The 239-nt window shown below is 61.9% G+C and carries 1 protein-coding gene; it reads right to left on the bottom strand.

Translation table 11 applies throughout. The features are described from left to right. A partial coding sequence (locus AC5Y30_RS25585; protein ID WP_499922125.1) for a hypothetical protein occupies nt 1–206 on the bottom strand: 206 nt, incomplete at its 3' end. Nucleotides 207–239 lie beyond the last annotated feature (33 nt).

The raw sequence follows: 239 nt of genomic DNA, 5'->3' as shown, positions 1-239 counted from the left end.
GCAAGAAAACTGGCCCGCTCACTGACCAACAACTCATGAAAATCTTCCGGCGCCGCGGCCACCGCTTCGGGCACCACCAACACCCGCCCGCCATGCAACAACGGACCCCACACCTCCCACACCGAGGTGTCAAACCCATACGAATTGCACTGCGTCCACGTCCCCGGCAGCACATAGGCGTCCGTCTCCAACAGGAGCTGAGTCACATTGCCATGAGTGACCGCCACCCCCTTCGGCAC

The organism is Mycobacterium sp. NGS27 (genome assembly GCF_059813005.1).
This window is presented reverse-complemented; position numbering and strand designations above follow the sequence as displayed.